The 19,345-nt window shown below is 69.2% G+C and carries 17 protein-coding genes; 13 read left to right on the plus strand and 4 right to left on the minus strand.

The annotated features are described in order from the left end of the window. Positions 1-49 precede the first annotated feature (49 nt). From JL37_RS17165 to JL37_RS17200, 8 genes are read left to right on the plus strand one after another with little or no spacing between them, the layout of a single operon-like run. A complete protein-coding gene (locus JL37_RS17165) occupies positions 50-1,084 on the plus strand; it encodes an ABC transporter substrate-binding protein (RefSeq protein WP_081955103.1) in 1,035 nt (344 codons plus the stop codon). Between the two features lie 24 nt (positions 1,085-1,108). Next, positions 1,109-2,200 (plus strand): ABC transporter ATP-binding protein, encoded by a 1,092-nt coding sequence (locus JL37_RS17170; protein ID WP_043545613.1) that lies wholly within the window; start codon positions 1,109-1,111, stop codon positions 2,198-2,200. After that, positions 2,197-3,045: an ABC transporter permease gene (locus JL37_RS17175; RefSeq protein WP_043545615.1), complete on the plus strand. Its 849-nt coding sequence runs from the start codon at positions 2,197-2,199 to the stop codon at positions 3,043-3,045. The genes JL37_RS17170 and JL37_RS17175 overlap by 4 nt, the downstream gene beginning before the upstream one ends. Continuing rightward, positions 3,042-3,833 (plus strand): ABC transporter permease, encoded by a 792-nt coding sequence (locus JL37_RS17180; protein WP_052097310.1) that lies wholly within the window; start codon positions 3,042-3,044, stop codon positions 3,831-3,833. Before JL37_RS17175 ends, JL37_RS17180 begins: the two co-directional genes overlap by 4 nt. Before the next feature lie 14 nt (positions 3,834-3,847). Continuing rightward, entirely contained in the window at positions 3,848-4,666 is an 819-nt protein-coding gene (locus JL37_RS17185; protein ID WP_043545616.1) for a polysaccharide deacetylase, read from the plus strand. Further along, positions 4,663-5,409, plus strand: coding sequence for an SDR family NAD(P)-dependent oxidoreductase (locus JL37_RS17190; protein ID WP_043545619.1), 747 nt, complete (start codon positions 4,663-4,665; stop codon positions 5,407-5,409). Before JL37_RS17185 ends, JL37_RS17190 begins: the two co-directional genes overlap by 4 nt. A gap of 50 nt (positions 5,410-5,459) precedes the next feature. Next, positions 5,460-6,197, plus strand: a complete 738-nt coding sequence (locus JL37_RS17195; RefSeq protein WP_043545843.1) for an SDR family NAD(P)-dependent oxidoreductase — start codon at positions 5,460-5,462, stop codon at positions 6,195-6,197. Positions 6,198-6,225: 28 nt separating this feature from the next. After that, positions 6,226-7,608 (plus strand): amidase, encoded by a 1,383-nt coding sequence (locus tag JL37_RS17200; protein ID WP_043545621.1) that lies wholly within the window; start codon positions 6,226-6,228, stop codon positions 7,606-7,608. 9 nt (positions 7,609-7,617) lie between these two features. Here JL37_RS17200 and JL37_RS17205 read toward each other — a convergent pair whose 3' ends face one another. From JL37_RS17205 to JL37_RS29765, 4 genes are all read right to left on the minus strand, one after another. Further along, positions 7,618-8,583: a tripartite tricarboxylate transporter substrate binding protein gene (locus JL37_RS17205; RefSeq protein WP_043545623.1), complete on the minus strand. Its 966-nt coding sequence runs from the start codon at positions 8,581-8,583 to the stop codon at positions 7,618-7,620. A gap of 82 nt (positions 8,584-8,665) precedes the next feature. Further along, positions 8,666-9,853 carry a CaiB/BaiF CoA-transferase family protein gene (locus JL37_RS17210; protein WP_043545626.1) on the minus strand — a complete coding sequence of 396 codons (1,188 nt, stop codon included), beginning with the start codon at positions 9,851-9,853 and terminating at the stop codon, positions 8,666-8,668. After that, positions 9,850-10,953, minus strand: coding sequence for a hypothetical protein (locus tag JL37_RS17215; RefSeq protein ID WP_052097312.1), 1,104 nt, complete (start codon positions 10,951-10,953; stop codon positions 9,850-9,852). Before JL37_RS17215 ends, JL37_RS17210 begins: the two co-directional genes overlap by 4 nt. A 14-nt stretch (positions 10,954-10,967) precedes the next feature. Then, entirely contained in the window at positions 10,968-12,707 is a 1,740-nt protein-coding gene (locus JL37_RS29765) for a TetR family transcriptional regulator (protein ID WP_156124328.1), read from the minus strand. 180 nt (positions 12,708-12,887) lie between these two features. Here JL37_RS29765 and JL37_RS17225 point away from each other — a divergent pair, with 180 nt between their 5' ends. The 5 genes from JL37_RS17225 to lpdA all read left to right on the plus strand — a co-directional run bounded on the left by JL37_RS17225 (position 12,888) and on the right by lpdA (position 19,313). Continuing rightward, on the plus strand, positions 12,888-14,081 hold the full coding sequence (locus tag JL37_RS17225; RefSeq protein WP_043545629.1) for an acyl-CoA dehydrogenase family protein: 1,194 nt from the start codon (positions 12,888-12,890) through the stop codon (positions 14,079-14,081). A 215-nt stretch (positions 14,082-14,296) separates the two neighbouring features. Next, positions 14,297-15,529, plus strand: a complete 1,233-nt coding sequence (locus JL37_RS17230; protein ID WP_043545631.1) for a 3-methyl-2-oxobutanoate dehydrogenase (2-methylpropanoyl-transferring) subunit alpha — start codon at positions 14,297-14,299, stop codon at positions 15,527-15,529. A 2-nt stretch (positions 15,530-15,531) separates the two neighbouring features. Continuing rightward, positions 15,532-16,575 (plus strand): alpha-ketoacid dehydrogenase subunit beta, encoded by a 1,044-nt coding sequence (locus JL37_RS17235; RefSeq protein WP_043545633.1) that lies wholly within the window; start codon positions 15,532-15,534, stop codon positions 16,573-16,575. Positions 16,576-16,578: 3 nt separating this feature from the next. Beyond that, on the plus strand, positions 16,579-17,910 hold the full coding sequence (locus tag JL37_RS17240) for a dihydrolipoamide acetyltransferase family protein (protein ID WP_043545634.1): 1,332 nt from the start codon (positions 16,579-16,581) through the stop codon (positions 17,908-17,910). Positions 17,911-17,912: 2 nt separating this feature from the next. Further along, positions 17,913-19,313, plus strand: a complete 1,401-nt coding sequence (gene lpdA, locus JL37_RS17245) for a dihydrolipoyl dehydrogenase (RefSeq protein ID WP_043545635.1) — start codon at positions 17,913-17,915, stop codon at positions 19,311-19,313. The last annotated feature ends 32 nt before the right edge of the window (positions 19,314-19,345 follow it).

Here is a 19,345-nt window from a genome sequence, read left to right on the forward strand (position 1 = left end):
GATTGTCTTCAGGTAGAGGCCCGGGCCCATCTTCTCGCGAGGAGGTTTCATGGACGTCAGGATTTCCAAGGCGCTTGCATGCGTCGCCATGGTCGGTATGTGCGGTTGGGGCGGCAATGCGCTGGCGGCCGACCTGGTGGTGGGTCTTTTCGGCGGTTCGTTCCTGGACGCATCGCGCGAATGCCAGATCAAGGCTTTCGAAAAGAAAACGGGCGCCCGGGTGCGCACCAAGCTGGGCAGTTCGGCCCAGTTCGCGGCCGCGGTCCGCGCCACGGGAGGCAAGTCCGACTTCGACGTTGTGTATCTCGACAATTCGCTCGCTACCCAGCTGAAGAACGAGAATCTGCTGGAACCCATCGATCGCGCCCGCCTCGCCAATGCGAAAGCGGTGGCGCCGTCGGCCTTCGACGGCGATACTCCGCACTACGTGAGTTTCATGACGGGGTCCACCGTCATCGTCTACGACACCACGCAGGTCAAGACGCCGCCCAAGTCCTGGAACGATCTTGCCGACCCCGCATACGAAGGCAAGCTGGCCATCGGCGACATCAGCGGTACGGCTGGCTCGCAGTTCCTGCTGGCGCTGAACCGGATGCGCGGCGGCACGCTGGACAATCTCGACGCGGGTTTCGCCGCTATCGCGCCGCTGGCGAAGGCCTCGGCGTTGCTGTATACGCAGGCCGACCAGATCGTGTCCCTGTTCGAACGCAAGGAAATCGCCGTGGCCGTCTGGTACTCGGACCGCGCCGGGTCGGCCATAGACAGCGGCCTGCCGCTGGCGGTGGTCTATCCCGAGGAAGGGGCGGTGGGCATCCTGCCGTCGGTGGCGATTCCCAAGGGCAGCAAGAACCCCGACCTGGCCACTCAGTACATCGACGCGCTCTTGTCCAAGGAGGTGCAGACCTGCTTCGCCGAGAAAAAATACGCCGGGCCGGTCAATACCGAGGTCCAGCTGTCGGAGAGGGCGTCGCGGATCGTGGCGGTGGGCAAGCACTTCGACGAACTGTGGCTGCCCGACCCGGCGGCGGTGGCCCGCGGCATGCCGGCCTGGGTCAGCCGCTGGCAGCGCGAGGTCGCGCGCTGAGGCGCCGGAACACGGGACATCGCCATGCCTGCATTGACACTGGATCGTCTTGAAAAGCGCTATGAGGGGCATACGGCCGCCGCCGGCGTGTCGTTGTCCGTGAAGGACGGGGAATTCGTATCGCTGCTGGGGCCCTCGGGCTGCGGCAAGACCACGGTGCTGCGCATGGTGGCCGGCCTGATCGCGCCCACCAGCGGCCGCATCCTGGTCGACGACCGCGACATCACCCGGCTGCCGCCGAACCAGCGCCAGGTCGGCCTGGTGTTTCAGTCGTACGCTCTGTTTCCCCACATGACCGTGTTTGAAAACGTGGCTTTCGGGCTGCGCCGGCAGGGCATAGCCGGGGCGGCCTTGCGGGCGCGCGTCGAGGAGGCCCTGGCCAGCGTGCGCCTGTCGGGCCTGGGCGAGCGCATGCCCAGGCAGCTTTCGGGCGGCCAGCAGCAGCGCGTGGCGGTGGCGCGCTCCATCGCGCCGCGCCCCAGCATCCTGCTGTTCGACGAGCCGCTGTCCAACCTGGACGCGGTGTTGCGGGACGAGATGCAGATAGAGCTGAAGCGCCTGCAGCGCGAGGTGGGCATCACGACGCTGTTCGTCACGCACGACCAGACCGAAGCCATGAGCATGTCCGACCGGGTCTGCGTGCTGGCCGGCGGCGTGGTGCAGCAGTTCGATACGCCCGAGGCCATTTACCACCGTCCCGCCACGGGTTTCGTGGCGGGCTTCATCGGCCGGCCCAACCGGCTCCAGGGCCGCCTGGCGATGGACGGAGGCGGCCCGCAAGCGGAACTGCAGGGCGGGCACCGCCTGCCGGTGGAACGCGCCGAGGGGCTCGCGGCCGGCGACGCGCTCGACGTGGTGGTGCGCCAGGAGGACATTTCCATACTGCCGCTGAAGGACGCGGCTGGCGCGGGCCTGCCGGGCCGGATCGCGCTGCGCTCGTTCGTGGGGGCGCGGGTCCAGTATGTGGTGGCGCTGCCGGGCGGCGGGGAACTCATCGCCGACACGCCCACCAACGGCCCGCAGTCGGGGCTTGCGGCAGGCGATGAGGTGTGGCTGGGGGTGCGGCCGCAGCATGTGTACGCCACGCGCCGCGCCGGCGCGGAGGCCGCGGCATGAGGCGCCGCTCGGCGGGCGCGCTGCTCGCGTCGCCCTTGCTGCTCGTGCTGCTGCTGGCCTTCGTGGGGCCGGCGCTCTTCATGGCGCCGCTCAGCCTGCGCGAATACGTGCCGGGCGCGGGCATCGGCGCAGGCTACACGCTGGGCAATTACACGCGGCTGGCCACGGATCCGTTCTACCGCGAAGTCATTTTGCGCAGCCTGGGCCTGGGCTTGAGCGTGACGGCGCTTTGCCTGCTGCTCGGCTATCCGCTGGCCTGGGTCATCGCGCATGCGCGTCCGCGTCTGAAGCTGGCCCTGACCCTGCTGGTCATTTTCCCCATGCTGCTGAATCTGGTCGTGCGGTCTTTCGGCTGGATCGCGCTCCTGTCCAACCGCGGCCTGCTGAACAATGCGCTGATGGACCTGGGGCTGATCGAGCGCCCGCTCAAGCTCATGTTCAACCTGACCGGCGTCCTCGTGGGCATGGCGCACATTTTCCTGCCCTTCATGGTGCTGATGCTGGTGCCCGTCATCCAGGCCGTGCCGCGGGACCTGCGGGACGCGGCCTACACCTTGCAGGCCGGCAGGCTGCGCACCTTTCTGTCCGTGACGCTGCCGCTGACGGCGCACGGCATCCTGGCCGGGTCCATCATGGTGTTCGTGCTGACGATCAGCGCGCTCGTCACTCCCCGCATGCTGGGAGGGCCGACCTACAAGGTCATGGCCACCATGATCTACGACGACTTCCTGCTGACGCTGGACTGGCCGTCCGGAGCCGCGATGGCGTTCGCGCTGACCGCGCTGACGCTGGCGGTGATCGGGGTGTCCAGCCGGCTGCTGAAACGCTGGGGAGGCGAACAATGAGCGAACGCCGCGCGAGCGGGCCGGTCCTGACCGGCATCGCGTTCCTGGTCGTGCTGTTCCTGCAGCTGCCGGTGCTGGTGGTGGTGCTGGCCGCCTTCAGCGACACGGCCTACCTGACGCTGCCGCCGAAGGGGCTGACCCTGAAATGGTTCGAGGCGGCGCTGAGCGATCCCGACTACCTGGAGGCTGCCTGGACCAGCCTGTGGCTGGCGGCCGGTTCGACCGCGGCTTCGCTGGCGCTCGGGCTGGCGGGCGCGTGCGCCATCCAGCGCCGCATGGTGCCGGGGGCCGCCTTGCTGAACGCGCTGTTCATGGCGCCGCTGATTCTCCCTTCCGTGGTGCTGGGGGTGGCGCTGCTGCAGTACTACGCGGCGGCGGGGCTGCGCGGCAGCAATGTCGGCCTGTGGCTGGCCCACGTGGTCATTACGGTGCCCTACGTGGTGCGCGCCAGCCTGGCCAGCCTGGCGTCGGTGGACGAGGCGCTGGAGGATGCGGCCTGCGTGCTCGGCGCCGGGCGCCTGGAGGCGTTCCGGCTGGTGACGCTGCCGCTGCTCAAGCCTGGCCTGGTGGCCGGAGGCCTGTTCGCCTTCATTACTTCGCTCGATAACGTGCCGGTATCGGTGTTCCTGCTGTCCGCCAGCCAGAACACTTTGCCGGTGAAGATTTTCACCTCGGTGGAGCAGGGCGTGGATCCGTCGGTGGCGGCGGTCTCGGCGCTGCTCATCCTGGTTACCGGGATTGCCCTGGTGCTCGCGGAGCGCTGGACGGGTTTCCACAAGCATGTGTAAGACAAGGAGCGGCGATGTCCGTGACGAGTAAGGGTTTTCCGTTATTCCTGACGTTCGATGTGGACGCCGAGACCATGTGGACGGCGCGCGATGCGGCCTACGCCAAGCGCCCGATCCTGATGTCGCAGGGCGCCTACGGCTGGAAGGTCGGCGTGCCGCGCGTGCTGGCGCTGCTGGCGCGCCACGAGGTCAAGGCCACGTTCTTCGTTCCGGGCGTGGTGGCGCTGGCGCATCCGGACATGGTGCGCTCCATTGTGGACCACGGCCACGAGGTGGCGCACCACAGCCACACGCACCGCTGGATCGTCAACCTGACGCCGGAGGAAGAGCGGGAGGAAATGGAGCTCGGCATGGACGCGCTGGTGCGCACCGCGGGATACCGGCCGCGAGGCTGGCGTTCGCCCGCCGCCGAGTTCAGCGAGATCACGCTGGACCTGATCCGCGAATACGGCTTCGACTATTCGTCGAATTTCTTCGACGACGATTCTCCCTATCTGCTGGAGATCGGCGGCCGGTCCACGGATATCGTGGAGCTGCCGTTTCGCTGGGTGCTGGACGACGCGCCCTTTTTCCAATACTCGATCGTGCTGCCCGGGCGCACGATGCAGTCGCCTTCCGCCGTGCTGGAGGCATGGAAGCGCGAATTCGACCTGTTGTATGCCGAGGATCGGATGATGATGCTGGGCATGCACCCCGAGATCATCGGCCAGCCCTCGCGCCTGTACGTGCTGGACGAGATGATCCGCTACGCCAAGGCGCACGAGCGGGTCTGGATAGACCGCTGCGACGTGATGACGGACGACATCCGGCCGCGCCTGCGGAGCGCGGCATGAGCGGGGGCCGGCGCTTTGTGGTGGCGGGCGGCGCCAGCGGTATCGGGCTGGCGTTCGCGCGCCTGGCGTTGGGCCGGGGCGCGGCGGTCGCGATCCTGGACCGCGACGCCGGCGCGCTTGCCGAGGCTGTTCGCGAGCTGCCGCCGGCCGCCGCGCTGGCCTGCGACGTGACGGACAGCGCCGCCGTCGACCGAGCCCTGCGGGAGGCCGCAGATGCGCTGGGCGGCATCGACGGCGTGGTCAATTGCGCGGGCGTCGACCTGCTGGCCGACCTGGAGTCGATGCGGGACGAAGACTGGAACCGTGTGCTGGCGGTGAACCTGAGCGGCCCCATGCATGTGTGCCGCGCCGCGGTGCCGCATCTGAAGAAGGCGGGCGGCGGCAGCATCGTCAACGTGTCTTCCGCGGCCGGTCTCAGTCCGCTGCCGCAGCGCAGCGCCTATTGCGCCGCCAAGGCGGGGATCAATATGTTCGGCAAGGCGCTGGCGATGGAACTGGCCGCTTTCGGGATCCGGGTCGCGACCGTGTGCCCCGGCGCGGTGGACACGCCCCTGTTCCGTTCGAGCTACGAGGACGCCCCGGATCCCCAGGCCGCCCTGGCCGCCATACGCGCGCGCTACGCCTTGCGGCGCGTCGCCAGGCCGGAGGAAGTGGCAGAGGCCATTCTGTTCCTCAGCGGTTCCGGCGCCAGCTATATCACCGGAGCAACCCTGGCGGTGGACGGCGGCCGCAGCTTCCATTAGGCCCCGCGGGCGAATACCGCGGTGAAAGACAGATGGGACAGGACGATGCCATGAGCGAGCGTTTCAAAGGGAAAGTCGTCGTCGTGACAGGCGGCGGGCAGGGCATAGGCGCGGCCGCGGCCCGGCGTTTCGCGGCGGAGGGCGCCCGGGTGGCGGTGCTCGATCTCGACGTGGAAGAAGCGCGCCGGGAGGCGCGGGCCGCGCTGGCGTTGGAGGGCGATTGCACCGTGCCCGAGGTGATGGAGGAATTCTTCGCCCGCGTGGAATCCTCATTAGGCCCGCCGGACGTGCTGTTCAACAACGTGGGCCAGAGCGCGCGCGAGCGGTCCGGCCCCTTCGCGGAATCGGACGAAGCCACATGGCGCTTCGTGCTGGAGGTGTCGTTGCTGACGGCGATGCGCGCATCGCGGCTGGCGGCGCCGGGTATGCGGGCTCGTGGTTACGGCCGCATCGTGAACATGAGCAGCGATGCCGCTTTCGCAGGCGACGCAGGGCTGGCCGACTACGCCGCCGCGAAGATGGGCGTGGTCGGGTTCACGCGTTCGCTGGCGCGCGAACTGGCGCCTGCGGGCGTCACGGTCAACGCGGTGTGCCCCGGCGCCATCCGCACCCGCGCGCACGAGCGCCTGACGCCGGCGATCCTGCAGCGCATCGTGGCGCAGACTCCCGCGGGTTTCGTGGGCGAGCCGGACGACGTGGCCGCGGCGGTGGCCTTCCTGGCGTCCGAAGAGGCGCGTTTCATTACGGGGCAGACCCTGTTGATCGATGGCGGCCGCTGGATGGTCTAGCGGCGGCGTTTGACGGAGGCAGGAAGGAATGGATGAATTGACGAGCATGGATGCGCTGGCGCTGGCCGCCGCGATCCGGCGCGGGCAGGCGTCGCCGGTGGAGGCCGTGTCCGCGGTGCTGGAGCGCATCGCGGCCCGGGCCGACCTCAACGCGTTCATCACGGTGACGGCGGACCAGGCGCTGGCCGCCGCCCGCGAAGCCGAGGCGGCGGTGCGCAGGGGCGACCCGTTGGGGCCGCTGCATGGCGTGCCGTATTCGGTCAAGGACCTCACGTTGACGGCGGGCGTGCGCACGACGATGGGGTCCGCCATTTTCGAAGACTTCGTGCCGCGCGAGGACGCGGTGGCCGTGGCGCGGGCCAAGGCCGCGGGCGCCATCCTGATCGGCAAGACCACCACGCCCGAATTCGGGCACAAGCAAAGCACCGATGCTCCCTTGTTCGGTCGCACGCTCAACCCGATCGATCCGCGCTATACCTGCGGCGCTTCCAGCGGCGGGGCCGCGGCGGCCGTGGCGGCGGGCATGGGGCCCCTGGCCCTTGGGACCGACGGCGGCGGCTCGATCCGCATTCCCGCGTCCTGCTGCGGCATCGTGGGCATGAAGGCCACGCTGGGCGCCATCCCCAACCTGCAGCCGGCGGATCTCTTCGGCGCGAACTCCTACGTAGGGCCGATGGCCCGCAACGTCGCCGATACCGCCTTGCTTTACGGGGTGCTCCAAGGCGCCGACCGCCGGGATCCCTACGGCCAGCTGGCGCTTCCGGAGCGCGGGCCGGCCGAGGCGACGCTGGCTGGGCTGCGGGTGGCCTATCTGCCCGCTTGCGGCAATCCGGTGGATCCGGAAGTGCTGGCGGCCACGGACGCGGCGGTGCGGCGCATGGCAGAGGACGGCGCGCATGTCGAGCCGGTGTCGCTGGATTTCGTGTCGCTCGAACGGCATTTCCTGGTCATCCTGGAGTCGGTGACGGCCTCGCGCGTGGGGCCCAGGCTGGAGGCCTTCCGCGAACGTCTCGATCCTTCGCTGGTGGCCACGGTGGAGCGGGGCCGCGAGCACGGCGCGGCCGCGCTGCTGGACGCGATCGCGGCGCGCACGCAGGCCTTCAATGCCCTGCAGGCCGTGTTCGAACGCCACGATGTCCTGGTGTCGCCGACGGTGTCGGCGCCGCCCCTGCCGGTCACGCAGGATCCCAACGGCATCGTCGAGATCGCCGGCAGGCCCGCGGGCACGATACGCGGCGCCTGGTATCCCTATACCTATCCCATGAACCTTACGGGCCATCCTGCGCTGTCTATGCCTTGCGGCCGGTCGGCGGCGGGGCTGCCCATCGGGTTGCAGCTCTGCGGCCGGTGGCACGAGGACTGGCGGCTGCTCGACGTGGCGGCCCGCGTCGAGCGGCTGCTGGCAGGATGACGGCGCGCCTCAGTTCGGCTGCACGTTGGCCCGCTTCATGACGTCCAGCCATTTCTTGTTCTCCGTGGCCGCGAAGGCCGCGAATTCCTTGGCGTCCATCTTGCTGGGAATGATGCCGTCGTTGGCCAGCCGCTTGGCGACGGCCGGCATCGCCGACGCGTCCCGCATGGTCTGGTTCAGGCGGTCCACGATGGCGCGCGGCGTGTCCTTGGGCACCCAGTAGCCATACCAGGACGTGACGTCGAAGTCCGGGATGCCCGATTCGGCGATGGTGGGCACGTCGGGCAGCAGGTCGATGCGGGCGGCGGAGGTGACGGCCAGGGCGCGCAGCTTGCCGCCCTTGATCTGGGGCAGGGCGCTGGCCACCGAGGCGTACAGGACGTCGACGTGCCCGCCCAGAACGTCCGTCAGGGCCTGGCCGGTGCCGTTGTAGGGGATATGGCTGATCTGCACGCCCGAGCGCACATTGACGAGTTCGCCCACCAGGTGCGGCAGCGAGCCCAGGCCGCCCGAGGCGAACGTGATGCTGCCGGGCTTGGCGCGCGCGGCCTCGATAAGGTCGCGGAAACTCTTGATCGGGGATTGGGCGCGCACCACGGCCACCATGGGCGCGAAGCCGAACACGCCCACCGGCGTGAAGTCCTTCATGGGGTCGAAGTGCAGCGTCTTGAATATGCCCGGGTACATGACCTGGATGGACGCATTCATCAATCCCGTGTAGCCCTCGGGCTTGCTCAGCGCCACGTCGCGCGCGCCGATGGTGCCCGCCGCGCCTGGGCGCGACTCGATCACGATCGGCTGGCCCAGCAGCGTGCTCATCTCGGGGGTGAGCATGCGGCCGAAGGTCTCCGTGGTGGAGCCCGCCTGATGCGGAACGACGATCCGCACGGGCTGTGTTGGAAAGCTGTTGGCGGCCAAGGCGCCCGGACCGGAAACCAGCATTGCCGCAAGCAAGGGCAGGTGATGCAATTTCATGGTTGTCTCCTGTTTATCGTATTGCCGGAAGCCGCTGTGCCGCGGTTCATGTCATGGGCGGCGCAGGGCGCGCCGCCGGAATTCAGCGGGGCGGGCCCAGCGCCCCGGCCTCCCGCAGCCGGGCGATCTCGGCATCGCCGTATCCCGCTTCGCGCAGCACTTCGTCGCCGTGCTCTCCGGGCAGCGGGGGAAGCGTGCGCAGCGAGGCGGGCGTGCGGCTCAGCTTGATGGGAAAGCCCGGCCCCCGGTACTCGCCCTGGGATAGCGCCATTTCCCTGTGGGCGGCATGCGGCGTCGCGATGGCTTCTGCCACGTCCAGGATGGGAGCGACGGGCACGCCGGCGCCGGTCAGCGATTCGGCAAGCTTGCGGCCGTCCTGGCCGGCCAGCAGGCGAGCCAGCTCCTCGCGCAGCTCGCCGCGGTTGGCGATGCGGTCCACGTTGCGCAGGAAGCGGGGGTCTTGCGCGAGGCCGGGATGGCCGAGCTGCGCGCACAGTGTGGCGAATTGCCGCTCGTTGCCCACCGCGACATACACGGGAACCGTGGCGGTGTCGAAGGCGTCGTAGGGCGCGATATTGGGATGGCCGTTGCCGGAGCGCGCCGGCGTCTTGCCCGTCCAGAGGTAGTTGGCCAGATGCGGATGCGCGACGCTCAGCGCGCAATCGTGCAGCGCGACATCGCACAGTTGCCCGCGCCCCGACCGGGCGCGCTCGGCGAGCGCCGTGAGGACGGCGATCGTCGCCTGCATGCCGGTGGCCAGATCCACCATGGGCACGCCCAGCCGCAGGGGCGGGCCGTCCGCCGTGCCGTTGACGCTCATCAGGCCGCAAGCGGCCTGCACCGCGGCGTCATAGCCCGGCCGGCCGCCCATGGGGCCGTCGTCGCCGAAACCCGTGATGCGGCAATGGATCAGCCGGGGAAAGCGCGCACAGAGGGCGGCGGGGTCGGGGACGCCCCAGGCTGCCAGCGTGCTGGGTTTGAAGTTCTCGATCAGCACGTCGGCGCCGTCCAGCATGCGCCAGAAGACCTCGCGCGCGTCCTCGCGGTTCAGGTCCAGGACGACGCCGCGCTTGTTGCGGTTCAGGGCCTGGTAATAGGCCGCGCCGCCGGCATTCACCGGCGGGCCGAACGTGCGTGTTTCGTCGCCGGCGGGCGGCTCGATCTTGATGACGTCGGCGCCGTGATCCCCCAGCATCTGGCCGCAATAGGGGCCGGCCAGCACGCGCGAGGCATCGATGACCCGCAGGCCGGCAAGGCTGGACCCGTTCATGTCCGGCCTCCGGGGATGGGACCAACCAGGATGCCGCGCGGCGCGATCCGCCATTCGAACGCTCCTTCGCCCTGGTCCAGGCGGCGCGTGACCTTGAGGTCCAGCCGGCGGTTGTGCGCCGACAAGGCGCCTTCCAGCAGGCAGTTCCAGGCGTCGAAGGCCGCGCCGTGCAATTGAGTCAGGCCAGCCATCAGCTTCCAGGTGGCCTGGCGCACGCCGGGGGCGCCGCCGTCCTCGATCAGCTCGGCCTCGTCGCCCTGGGCGCGCGCGAGCGCGACCATGAAGCGGGCGAACTCTTGCGCGGAGCCCTGATCCGGCAGGCCGAACGCGGCGGCCGTGCCGCTGTAGAACTGCATGCCGACGAGGCGTGCGGTGATGCCGCCCAGCCAGGCGGCCTCGTGCGGGCCGTGCAGGCCGATGAGCTCGGGCAGGGCCGTGCGCACGTATTCCATGGCGTAGTTGCGCCGCGCCTTCTGCAGGCGGTCCTGGGGCCAGGTGGCGGTGGGCAGCGTGGGCGCGCTGGCGGGATCGAAATCGGGGGCTTCCTCGCCGCGCGCGAAGCGCAGGCGCTCTTCCTCGGAGATGTCGTGGTCATACTCGCAGTAGTAGCCTTCCAGCCCCGGCTGCCCGTCCATGGCCTGTTTGGTGCACACGAAGCCCAGCCGGCTCGTGCCCAGCGAAACGCCGTTGTGCGCATGCCAGCCTCGCAGGACGGCGCGGGATACCTCGCCGGGGATGGCGCAGAGCGCCGTGCCTTGCCAGGCCCAGCGCGGCGTCGGATAGCGCACCCAGACCTTGCGGCTCGATTCCTCCATGTATTCCACGCGCACGCCACCGATGGCGTTCGACAGGTAGTGGTAGCGCGCCGCGGCCACGGCGGGCGGCAGGCCGGCGATGCCCAGCTTTTCCAGGCCGGGCAGGAAGCGTTCCAGATGCTGGCGGCGGAAGATATGGAAAACGAGCTCGGCCGCCTCGCGGCTGCCGCGGCGGGTGACCATGGTCATCACGAGACCGGTGAAGTAGGAGTGGTACCACTCGGCGACGGCCGACCAGCGGGCCGCGTCGCCGCCAGGAGCGGCAGGGGCAGGGAAGGGTTGCATAGTCGTGGTCCTTGTCATTGCCGGTGGGCGGCGTCGGCCGGCGCGCCGGTCTGCATATCGGCGGCGGGCTGGTAGGCCTGGGTCAGGCCGGAGAGCACGAAGGTGGCCAGATGCGTGGCCAGCCGCTCGCGGTCCGCCGGGGTTTCGCCCGGGCGGGGCTGGTACCACATGGTGGTCCAGTTGATGGCGCCGAACAGCGGCTTGGCGGCCAGCCGGGGATTCTGGCGGGGCAGTTCGCCTGCATCGATGGCCTGCGTCAGCACGTTCACGAACAGCTCTTCGTAGTGGTCGCGCAGGCTGATCACAGCATCCAGGCGAGCGCGCTGCTCTTCGTTGATGCGGCCCATGAGATGCGACTCCAGTCCCTGGACCGCCACGCGCTGGTAGGACAGGTGCTTCATGACCTGCATCGCATGCGCGTAGGCCATCCGGTACAGGCGGTCTACCGCGCGGACGCCGGGCTGCCGCGCGATGGGTTCCACCGTGGCGATGTTCATTTCCAGGGCGCGCTGGTACACCGCGGTGAACAGATGCGCCTTGCTGCGGTAATGGTGATAGATGCTGCCCTTGGTGACGCCCAGCGCATCGCCGATCTGGTCCAGGGTCGTGGCGTCGTAGGTCTGCTGGGTGAAGGCGTCGGCGGCGGCGTCGAGGATTTCCGCGACGCGGTCGGGCAGGTCGCCGGCGCGGGGTATCGGGGTGTTGGACATGGCGGCTGAAGTTCCGGAGAGGGAGGCTTGGGGAGGCTGGATGGCGCCCGCGAGCAGGACGGTCTGGGCTTCCTGCGCGCAGGCGGCCGCTTGGTGGACGTGGCGCGCGCGCAGCAGGGCCTGCAAGGCTGCCGGGTCGGCCAAGGGCGAGGACCCGGCAAGCTTCATGGCCGCGGCCAGCATGCGTTCGGCGGATTCCCCCGCCGACAGCAGCGCCATGGCGCTGAGCAGGCGGATGTCCTGGCTGGCATGGGCCGCTGCGGCGGCTTCGTGCAGCAGCGCGCGCGCCGCCGCGAACGCGCTGGCGCAGGCTGCCAGTTCCAGCGCGCCGCGGGCGGGCGCAGCCTCGTCGGGCTGCAGCGCATTCGCGGCCTCGGCGTAGGCAGCGAGCGTGACGCCGTTGGCTTGCGCGGCCGCGGCAAGCCGGCGCAGCGCGTCGGTGCGCAGCATGGCGTCGCGGGCCTGCCCGGCCGGGCCCAGCAGGCAATCAGGGCCCACGTGGGCATCCACCCGGGCCATGCCGCCGATCGGGCCGGCGCGGCCGGGTTCGATGCCGGGCGCGTCCACCGGCAGCAGAAAGGCGGAGACCGCGCCGGCATCGGCATGGTGGGCGAATACCAGCAGCGGCGCGCCGGGATCGGCGCCGATCCAGCGGCCGCCGCCTTGGACGCGCCAGGAGCGTCCTTCCGGGCGGGCCAGGAAGGACGGCCGGCCGGTGGCGGGATCCAGCGCCTGGGCCGGGCTGGCCCATGCCCCGGCCGGCTCGCGCTTCGAGCGGGCGGCCGCAAGCTCGCCAGCCGCGGCCGCGGCGCACCATGCGGCGGCCAGCGAGACCGACAGCGCGGGCCGCCGGGCGGACAGGATTTCAATAACGGCCAGGAGAGTGGCGGGCGGCGATGGCGGTTGCGCGCCGCAAAGCGCGGCCAGGCCGGACTGCGATACCGATGGGCTTACCGCAGCGTCTTCGGGCAGGGCGGCCAGCCGGCGCGCGCGGGCCAGCCAGCGGGCGGACACGCCTGGAGCAGGGGGCCAAGAGAGTGTCATCGAACGTGATCCTTGTGGGTATCCAGATCCATACTTGAGCGTATGTTAGGGGCCGGGAATTCATATTTCAACAGAAAAAAATAATTGATTCATAAGGAAAACCCTTGGGTATGCAGTGATCCATACCCATGCGTATGTCGTTAGACTGCGAGTTCCACGACGACGATACCGAGGACGTTCATGAGTACAGCTTTCCTTCCCCTGCATCAGCGCGAATCGATGGATCTTCCGTTCTTCGAACCCGCCCACAAAGACTATCTGCGGCAGGTGGAGGCCTTCGCCGACGGCCGCGACGATCCGCCGGCGACCGCCGCCAATGTGGACGCCAGCTGCCGCGAACTGGTGCGTGCGATGGGAGCCGCCGGGCTGCTGCGCGCCAGCGTGCCTCAGGCCTACGGCGGCGACGCGCCCGCCATCGAGTCGCGCCGGCTGGCGCTGGCGCGCGAAGCGCTGGCCTACCGGCACGGGCTGGCGGATTTCGCCTTTGCGATGCAGGGGCTGGGCAGCGGCGCCATCAGCCTGGCGGGTTCGGAGGCCCTGAAGGCCGAGATCCTGCCCAAGGTCGTCAGCGGCGAGTGCATTCCGGCCTTTGCGTTGTCGGAAAAGGGCGCGGGCTCGGACGCAGCGGGCATGGCCTGCCGCGCCCGCCTGGAAGGCGGCCACTACGTTATCGATGGAGAGAAAACCTGGATCTCGAACGGCGGCATCGCCGACGTCTACACCGTGTTCGCCCGCAGCGAGGAGGCGCCCGGCACGCGCGGGATTTCGGCTTTCGTGGTGTATCCCGGCGATCCCGGGTTTTCCATCAGCGAACGGATCGACGTCATGGCGCCGCATCCCCTGGCCACGCTGCGTTTCGACAATATGCGGATTCCGGCCGATCGCCTGCTGGGAGCGCCGGGCGAAGGCTTCAAGCTGGCCATGCGCACGCTGGACATCTTCCGCGTGTCGGTGGCGGGCGCCGCGCTGGGATTCGCGCGCAGGGCGTTCGACGAAGCCCTGGCCCATGTGCGCGACCGGCGCCTGTTCGGCGGCACCCTGGGCGATTTGCAGCTGACGCAGGCCAAGCTGGGCGACATGGCCGTCGCCATCGACGCGGCGGCCCTGCTGACGTATCGCGCGGCATGGCGGCGCGATGCGCTCGGGCTGTCCACCACGCGGGAAGCCGCCATGGCCAAGCTGGCGGCAACCGAGAATGCGCAATCCGTGGTGGACATGGCCCTGCAGCTGTTCGGGGCGCGCGGCGTGAAGGTTGGGGAAACCCTGGAAAGCCTGTACCGGGAGATCCGGGCGTTGCGCATCTACGAGGGCGCCAGCGAAATCCAGAAGGTCATCATCGCGCGCGATGCGCTGAGGACGGCCGCCGCCGCATGAGCGCCGCCATTGGCGCGCAAGCCATAAATCCCCGGCAGCGCCAGTCTTCATGCGGGTCGTCCAATGGCGGCGGAGGCTGTGCTATTGTCTTTAACCGGCTGGCTGCGATCATCATTCCGTAGCCGAGCCGGCGATGATGCGGCCCGAGGCTACCTCCTTGCGCCGCGTCCTTGGCAAGAATAAACGCATGACACGATCAAGCGTGGAGACAATACATGAGCCAATACGGGCCGCTGAAGTTGCACGTCCCGGAACCCACTGGGCGTCCGGGTTGCAAGACCGATTTTTCCTACCTGCACCTGTCGCCGGCCGGCGACGTGCCCAAACCCCCCATTGATGTTGCCGCGGTCGATACCGGCGCCCTGGCCTACAGCCTGGTCCGGGTGATCGACAATGATGGCCGCGCCGTCGGCCCCTGGGCGCCCGAGATCAGCGACGATCTGCTGCGCGCCGGCATGCGGACCATGCTCAAAACGCGCATCTTCGACGGGCGCATGCTGACTGCGCAGCGCAAGAAGAAGATCTCGTTCTACATGCAGAGCCTGGGCGAGGAGGCCATCGGGTCGGCCCATGCGCTGGCGCTGGAGCAGGGCGACATGTGCTTCCCGACCTACCGGCAGCAGAGCATCCTGCTGGCGCGGGACGTGTCTCTGGTCACGATGATGTGCCAGCTGATGTCCAACGAGCGCGATCCGCTCAAGGGCCGCCAGCTGCCGGTGATGTACTCCGACCGGGAGCGTGGCTTCTTCAGCATTTCCGGCAACCTCGCCACGCAGTTCATCCAGGCGGTGGGCTGGGGCATGGCGTCGGCCATCAAGGGCGACACGCGCATCGCGTCCGGCTGGATCGGCGACGGCGCCACCGCCGAAGCCGATTTCCATACGGCGCTGACCTTCGCCCACGTGTACCGCGCGCCGGTGATCCTGAACGTGGTCAACAACCAGTGGGCCATCTCCACCTTCCAGGCGATCGCGGGCGGCGAAGGCGCCACCTTCGCGGGCCGCGGCGTGGGCTGCGGCATTGCGTCGCTGCGCGTGGACGGCAACGATTTCCTGGCCGTGTACTCTGCCTCGCGCTGGGCCGCCGAACGCGCCCGCCGCAACCTCGGCCCGACCCTGATCGAGTGGGTGACCTACCGGGCGGGTCCGCACTCCACCTCCGACGATCCTTCCAAGTACCGGCCCGGCGATGACTGGAGCCACTTCCCGCTGGGCGACCCGATCGAGCGCTTCAAGAAGCACCTGATCCAGCGCGGCGTCTGGTCGGACGCCGAGCACGACGCGGTGCGCGTCGAGCTCGACGCCGAAATCCTGGCCGCGCAGAAGGAAGCGGAAAGCTTCGGCACGCTGGTCGACGGCCACGTCCCCAGCGCCGCCAGCATTTTCGAAGACGTGTACAAGGACATGCCGGAGCACCTGCGCCGGCAGCGCCAGCAGCTCGGAGTCTGATCATGGCAATCGATAACAACATCGGTCCGGCGTCCGCGTCGATGACCATGATCCAGGCTTTGCGCTCGGCCATGGATGTGATGCTGGAGCGCGACAACAACGTGGTGGTGTTCGGCCAGGACGTGGGCTATTTCGGCGGCGTGTTCCGCTGCACCGAAGGGCTGCAGGCCAAGTACGGCAGCTCGCGCGTGTTCGATACGCCGATTTCCGAAGGCGGCATCGTCGGCGTGGCGGTGGGCATGGGGGCCTACGGCCTGCGCCCCGTCTGCGAGATCCAGTTCGCCGACTATTTCTATCCGGCGTCGGACCAGATCGTGTCCGAGGCCGCGCGCCTGCGCTACCGCTCGGTCAACGAGTTCGTTGCGCCCATGACGATACGCATGCCCTGCGGCGGCGGCATCTATGGCGGGCAGACGCACAGCCAGAGTCCGGAAGCCATGTTCACGCAGGTCTGCGGGCTGCGGACGGTGATGCCGTCCAACCCCTACGACGCCAAGGGCCTGCTGATCGCCGCCATCGAAAACGACGATCCGGTGATCTTCCTGGAACCCAAGCGGCTCTACAACGGCCCGTTCGACGGCCACCATGACCGCCCGGTCACGCCCTGGACGGGGCGCCCGGGCAGCGTGGTGCCCACCGGCTACTACACCGTGCCGCTGGATTCCGCCGCCGTTGTGCGGCCGGGCAGCGAACTGACGGTGCTGACCTACGGCACCACGGTCCACGTGTCGCTGACGGCGGCCGAGGAAACCGGCATCGACGCCGAGGTCATCGACCTGCGCAGCCTGTGGCCGCTGGACCTGGATGCCATCGTCAATTCAGTGAAGAAGACCGGCCGCTGCGTGGTGGTGCACGAGGCTACCCGCACCTGCGGCTTCGGCGCCGAACTGATCGCGCTGGTGCAGGAACATTGCTTCCATCACCTGGAAGCGCCCGTCGAGCGGGTGACCGGCTGGGACACGCCGTATCCGCACGCCCAGGAATGGGCGTACTTCCCCGGCCCGCGCCGGGTCGGCGAAGCGTTCAAGCGCGCGATGGAGGGTTGAGCGATGGGTATTCATATCATCAAGATGCCCGACATCGGCGAAGGCATCGCGGAAGTCGAACTGGTGGGCTGGCACGTCAAGGTGGGCGATACCGTCGCCGAAGACCAGCCGCTGGCCGACGTGATGACCGACAAGGCCACGGTGGAGATTCCTTCGCCGGTGGTCGGCCGCGTGGTGGCGCTGGGCGGCGAGGTGGGCGAAGTGATGGCGGTGGGCGGCGAATTGATCCGCCTGGAAGTGGAAGGCGAGGGCAACCTCAAGCCCGGCGCGGAAGCGCCGCCGGCCAAGGCGGCCCAGGCGCCGGCCCCTCAGCCCCCTCAGTTGCCTCAGGCTGCTCAGGCGCCCCAGGTGTCCGACACCCAGCCAGCGAAAGCACCGCAAACATCCGCAACCCGGGTGTCTGACACCCCCAAGCACCCCGCCCGCCAGTCATCCGCGGCCGTCGCCCGCCAGCCCGGCGAGAAGCCGCTGGCGTCTCCCGCCGTGCGCAAGCGCGCCTGGGACCTGGGCATCGAGCTGCGCTACGTGCATGGCAGCGGCCCCGCCGGCCGCATCCTGCACGAGGACCTGGACGCCTATCTGCAGGGCCAGGGCGCGTCGGGCCAGGCGCGCGGCGGCGCCGCATACGCCGAACGCAACGATGAAGAGAACGTGCCGGTGATCGGGCTGCGCCGGAAGATCGCGCAGAAGATGGCGGAGTCCAAGCGCCGCATCCCGCACTTCAGCTACGTCGAGGAAATCGACGTGACGGAACTCGAGGACCTGCGCACCCAGCTGAACCTGAAATGGGGCGAGTCGCGGGGCAAGCTGACCCTGCTGCCGCTGCTGGCGCGCGCCATGGTGGTGGCGCTGCGCGATTTCCCGCAGATCAATGCGCGCTATGACGACGAGGCGGGCGTGGTGACGCGCTACGGCGCCGTGCACATTGGCATCGCCACGCAAAGCGACGGCGGCCTGATGGTGCCGGTCATGCGCCACGCCGAGGCGCGCGATCTCTGGTCCATGGCGGCCGAGATCGGGCGGCTGGCGCAGGCCGTGCGCACCGGCAGCGCCGGACGCGACGAACTGTCCGGCTCGACCATCACCATCACCAGTCTGGGGCCGCTGGGCGGCATCGTCACCACGCCGGTCATCAACCATCCCGAGGTCGGCATCGTGGGCGTGAACCGCATCGTCGAGCGGCCCGCCATCCGCAATGGCGCAGTGGTGGCGCGCAAGCTGATGAACCTGTCGTCGTCCTTCGACCACCGCGTGGTCGACGGCATGGACGCCGCGCGTTTCATCCAGGCCGTGCGCGCGCTGCTGGAACAACCCGCGCTGCTTTTCGTGGAGTAAGCATGAGCCAGACAACAAAGACGACAACCCTGCTGGTGATCGGCGGCGGACCTGGCGGCTACGTGGCCGCGATCCGCGCGGGCCAACTGGGCGTGCCCACCATCCTCGTGGAAGGCGAGCGCCTGGGCGGCACCTGCCTGAACATCGGCTGCATTCCCTCCAAGGCCCTGATACACGCGGCAGAGGAGTACGAGAAGGCGCGTCATTACGCGGAGGGCTCGGCGCTGGGCATTTCGGTGTCAGCGCCGTCGATCGACGTGGCGCGGACCGTCGCGTGGAAGGATGGCATCGTCGGCAAGCTGACCGGCGGCGTCGCCGCGCTCCTGAAGAAGAACGGCGTGGAAGTGGTGCAGGGCTGGGCCCGGCTGCTGGACGGCAAGACCGCCGAGGTCGAAACGGCCGCCGGCGTGGTCCGCATCCAGTGCGAACACCTGTTGCTGGCGGCGGGATCCGAGCCGACCCCGCTGCCGTCCGTGCCCTTCGGCGGCATGGTGGTGTCTTCCACCGAGGCGCTGTCTCCCGCCGACATTCCCAAGAAGCTCGTGGTCGTCGGGGGCGGCTACATCGGCCTGGAACTGGGCACGGTGTACCGCAAGCTCGGCGCGGAAGTGGCCGTGGTCGAGGCCCAGGACCGCATCCTGCCGACCTACGATGCCGAACTCACCAAGCCCGTGGCCGCCGCGTTGGCGAAGATGGGCGTCGAACTGCACCTGGGCCGCAAGGTGCTGGGGCTGAACGGCAAGGGCAATGCGGTGCGCATACAGGACGCCGCCGGCGCCGAAACCCAGCTGGGCGCCGACCGCGTGCTGATCGCGGTGGGGCGTCGCCCGCGCACCCAGGGCTGGGGGTTGGAAACCCTGCAGCTGGACCGCAAGGGCAACGCCCTGCGCATCGACGACCAATGCCGCACCTCGATGCGCGACGTGTGGGCCATCGGCGATATCGCCGGCGAGCCGATGCTGGCGCACCGGGCGATGGCGCAGGGCGAGATGGTCGCGGAACTGGTGGCGGGCAAGCGCCGCCATTTCACGCCGGCTTCCATTCCCGCTGTGTGCTTCACCGATCCGGAGGTCGTGGTGTCGGGGCTGTCGCCCGCGGATGCGGAGCAGGCGGGGCTGGATTGCCTGTCCGCGTCGTTCCCCTTTGCGGCAAACGGCCGGGCGATGACGCTGGAATCCACCGACGGCTTCGTCCGCGTGGTGGCGCGGCGCGACAACCACTTGGTGGTGGGGTGGCAGGCCGTGGGCCGCGGCGTCTCCGAGCTGGCCGCGGCGTTCTCGCAATCGCTGGAAATGGGCGCCACGCTGGAAGACGTGGCGGGCACCATACACGCGCATCCGACGCTGGGCGAAGCCGTCCAGGAGGCCGCGCTCAAAGCCCTGGGGCACGCGCTGCACATCTAGCGCGTGCGAGGGGCATCGTCCGGCAACGATGC

It is taken from the genome of Achromobacter sp. RTa (genome assembly GCF_000757485.1).
Classification (GTDB): Bacteria; Pseudomonadota; Gammaproteobacteria; order Burkholderiales; family Burkholderiaceae_B; genus Achromobacter.

Bases quoted from the DNA above. Each gene is read 5' to 3' on its own strand.
- JL37_RS17165 (WP_081955103.1), top strand. From the start codon at position 50: ATGGACGTCAGGATTTCCAAGGCGCTTGCATGCGTCGCCATGGTCGGT.
- JL37_RS17170 (WP_043545613.1), top strand. From the start codon at position 1,109: ATGCCTGCATTGACACTGGATCGTCTTGAAAAGCGCTATGAGGGGCAT.
- JL37_RS17175 (WP_043545615.1), top strand. From the start codon at position 2,197: ATGAGGCGCCGCTCGGCGGGCGCGCTGCTCGCGTCGCCCTTGCTGCTC.
- JL37_RS17180 (WP_052097310.1), top strand. From the start codon at position 3,042: ATGAGCGAACGCCGCGCGAGCGGGCCGGTCCTGACCGGCATCGCGTTC.
- JL37_RS17185 (WP_043545616.1), top strand. From the start codon at position 3,848: ATGTCCGTGACGAGTAAGGGTTTTCCGTTATTCCTGACGTTCGATGTG.
- JL37_RS17190 (WP_043545619.1), top strand. From the start codon at position 4,663: ATGAGCGGGGGCCGGCGCTTTGTGGTGGCGGGCGGCGCCAGCGGTATC.
- JL37_RS17195 (WP_043545843.1), top strand. From the start codon at position 5,460: ATGAGCGAGCGTTTCAAAGGGAAAGTCGTCGTCGTGACAGGCGGCGGG.
- JL37_RS17200 (WP_043545621.1), top strand. From the start codon at position 6,226: ATGGATGAATTGACGAGCATGGATGCGCTGGCGCTGGCCGCCGCGATC.
- JL37_RS17205 (WP_043545623.1), bottom strand. From the start codon at position 8,583: ATGAAATTGCATCACCTGCCCTTGCTTGCGGCAATGCTGGTTTCCGGT.
- JL37_RS17210 (WP_043545626.1), bottom strand. From the start codon at position 9,853: ATGAACGGGTCCAGCCTTGCCGGCCTGCGGGTCATCGATGCCTCGCGC.
- JL37_RS17215 (WP_052097312.1), bottom strand. From the start codon at position 10,953: ATGCAACCCTTCCCTGCCCCTGCCGCTCCTGGCGGCGACGCGGCCCGC.
- JL37_RS29765 (WP_156124328.1), bottom strand. From the start codon at position 12,707: ATGACACTCTCTTGGCCCCCTGCTCCAGGCGTGTCCGCCCGCTGGCTG.
- JL37_RS17225 (WP_043545629.1), top strand. From the start codon at position 12,888: ATGAGTACAGCTTTCCTTCCCCTGCATCAGCGCGAATCGATGGATCTT.
- JL37_RS17230 (WP_043545631.1), top strand. From the start codon at position 14,297: ATGAGCCAATACGGGCCGCTGAAGTTGCACGTCCCGGAACCCACTGGG.
- JL37_RS17235 (WP_043545633.1), top strand. From the start codon at position 15,532: ATGGCAATCGATAACAACATCGGTCCGGCGTCCGCGTCGATGACCATG.
- JL37_RS17240 (WP_043545634.1), top strand. From the start codon at position 16,579: ATGGGTATTCATATCATCAAGATGCCCGACATCGGCGAAGGCATCGCG.
- lpdA (WP_043545635.1), top strand. From the start codon at position 17,913: ATGAGCCAGACAACAAAGACGACAACCCTGCTGGTGATCGGCGGCGGA.